Origin of the sequence: Mesorhizobium sp. M7A.F.Ca.MR.362.00.0.0 (genome assembly GCF_004023175.1) — a bacterium.
Lineage (GTDB): Bacteria > Pseudomonadota > Alphaproteobacteria > Rhizobiales > Rhizobiaceae > Mesorhizobium.
In genome coordinates this window covers 3,982-5,788 of record NZ_RZTF01000394.1, presented here as the reverse complement: position 1 = coordinate 5,788, position 1,807 = coordinate 3,982, and the positions used below count along the sequence as shown (strand labels likewise).

The following is a 1,807-nucleotide window of genomic DNA, read 5'->3' as shown; positions in this document are numbered from 1 at the left end:
TTGTAGATCGTCCCGACAGAGACCTCGGCCTGCGCGGCGATCGCCTCGATCTTGGCGCCTTCGTAGCCGGCCTCGCGAAACAGTTCGGCCGCCGCCTCGATGATACGCCGGTGCCGGTCCGCCTTTTGCCTAGCCCGCAATCCGCTCATTCCCAGCCTCTTGCCACAAAACAGAATTGACTCAATTTTAGAATTGGTTCAATTTTTTGCAAGAAGCCACAAAGGCAAGGGAGAACACTCGATGTCACACACAGCCAGCAATCCGCTTTCCATCCTGAAGACCCGTTTGCGCACAGCTGCCGCAGCCGCGGCGCTGCTGCTTTCGACGAGCGCGCAGGCCGCCGATCTCAACGCGCTGATCTGGTGCGATCATGCCGATCCGGCCTTGCTGCAGCCTTTCGAGGAGGCCAATGGCGTCAAGGTCAACGTCAAGGAATTCGAGGGCACCGGCGCCGGCCTCGCCATCGTCGAGCAGTCGCAGCCCGGCGACTGGGATGTGATGGTGATCGACAGCATCGACGTGCCGCGCGGCGTTGAGAAGGGCCTGTTCGAGCAGTTGCCGGAAGACAAACTGCCGCTGGCCGACCTGTTCCCGCAGGTGAAGATGGACGGCTCCACCGTGGTCGGCGGCAAGCGCTACGGCATCACCGAAAAGTTCGGTTACAACACGATCGGCTACAACAAGACCAAGGTCGACCCGGCCGACATGCAGTCGATGGCGGCACTCACCGGCGACAAGTACAAGGGTAAGGTCGCCATTTACGACTACTACCTGCCGGTCATCGGCATGGCCGCACTGGCGATCGGCAAGAAGACGGCCGATCTCACCGAAGCCGACCTGCCCGCCCTCAAGGACGAGCTCTTGAAGATGAAGGCCAATGCCAAGCTGGTCGGCGAAGTGACCGCCAGCCAGACGGCGCTGGCGACCGGCGAGGTCGACATATTGGTCGGCGGCGGCGAATGGGTGACGGCGGGCCTGGCCAAGGAAAACCCGGCGCTGGACTTCTCGGTCCCCAAGGAGGGTGCGATTCTCTGGTCGCAGTCGCTGGCCATGTTCAAGGATTCCAAGAACAAGGACATGGCGCTGAAGTTCATCCAGTACATTATGAGCCCGGAAGGCCAGGCGCGCCTTGCCACCTCGTCCTGCTACTGGGGCATGCCGGCCAACACCAAGGCAGCACTCACCGACGACCAGAAGAAGGTGTTGCGCTTCGACGAACAGCCGGGCTTCCTCGCCCGCGCCCAGGCCTATCCGGCGCCGAACGCCGATCTCGACAAGAAGATGCAGGACATGTGGACCGAAATGCTGCAGGCGAAATGAGCCGATAGCGCTCATGAGCAGCTCGGCAAACAACGGACGTGCCCTGCCCCGGGCGGGCTCTGCTCTGCCCTGGGCGCTGGTCACGCCGGCGCTCGGCTGGACGCTGCTGTTCTTCGTGCTGCCCTTCATCGCCATGGGGTTTTCCAGCCTGACGGCGCATGAGGGCGGCGGCTTCACGGCGTCCAACTACAGCCAGTTCTTCACCAACCCGTCCTACTGGCAGGCGATGGTGAACTCGCTGCAGGTGACCGCAATCGTCACCGTGATTTCGGTGCTGCTCGCCTATCCCTTTGCCTGGATCCTCGCCGAACAGGTGCCGGAGCGCTGGCAGCGGCTGGCGCTGATGCTGGCCGTGCTGCCGTTCTGGACCTCCTATGTCGTGCGCTCCTATTCCTGGCTGCTGGTGCTGGCGCAGAACGGCGTCGTCAACCGGGCGCTGACCGGCTCCGGCCTGTTTGCCGAGCCGCTGCAGCTCGCCAACACGCGT

The 1,807-nt window shown here is 63.0% G+C and carries 2 protein-coding genes and 1 pseudogene (1 of these 3 cut by a window edge); 2 read left to right on the top strand and 1 reads right to left on the bottom strand.

Going from position 1 to position 1,807, the window contains the following annotated elements; translation table 11 throughout:
* Positions 1–149 (bottom strand): TetR family transcriptional regulator (locus tag EOC06_RS31080; RefSeq protein ID WP_164898826.1); only part of this gene is annotated, 149 nt, incomplete at its 3' end.
* Between the two features lie 91 nt (positions 150–240).
* Between EOC06_RS31080 and EOC06_RS31075 the strand changes: the two genes are divergently transcribed.
* Positions 241–1,320 carry a spermidine/putrescine ABC transporter substrate-binding protein gene (locus EOC06_RS31075; RefSeq protein WP_128309584.1) on the top strand — a complete coding sequence of 360 codons (1,080 nt, stop codon included), beginning with the start codon at positions 241–243 and terminating at the stop codon, positions 1,318–1,320.
* 13 nt (positions 1,321–1,333) lie between these two features.
* Positions 1,334–1,807 (top strand): annotated as a pseudogene (locus EOC06_RS31070) (ABC transporter permease) (it continues 395 nt past the right edge of the window).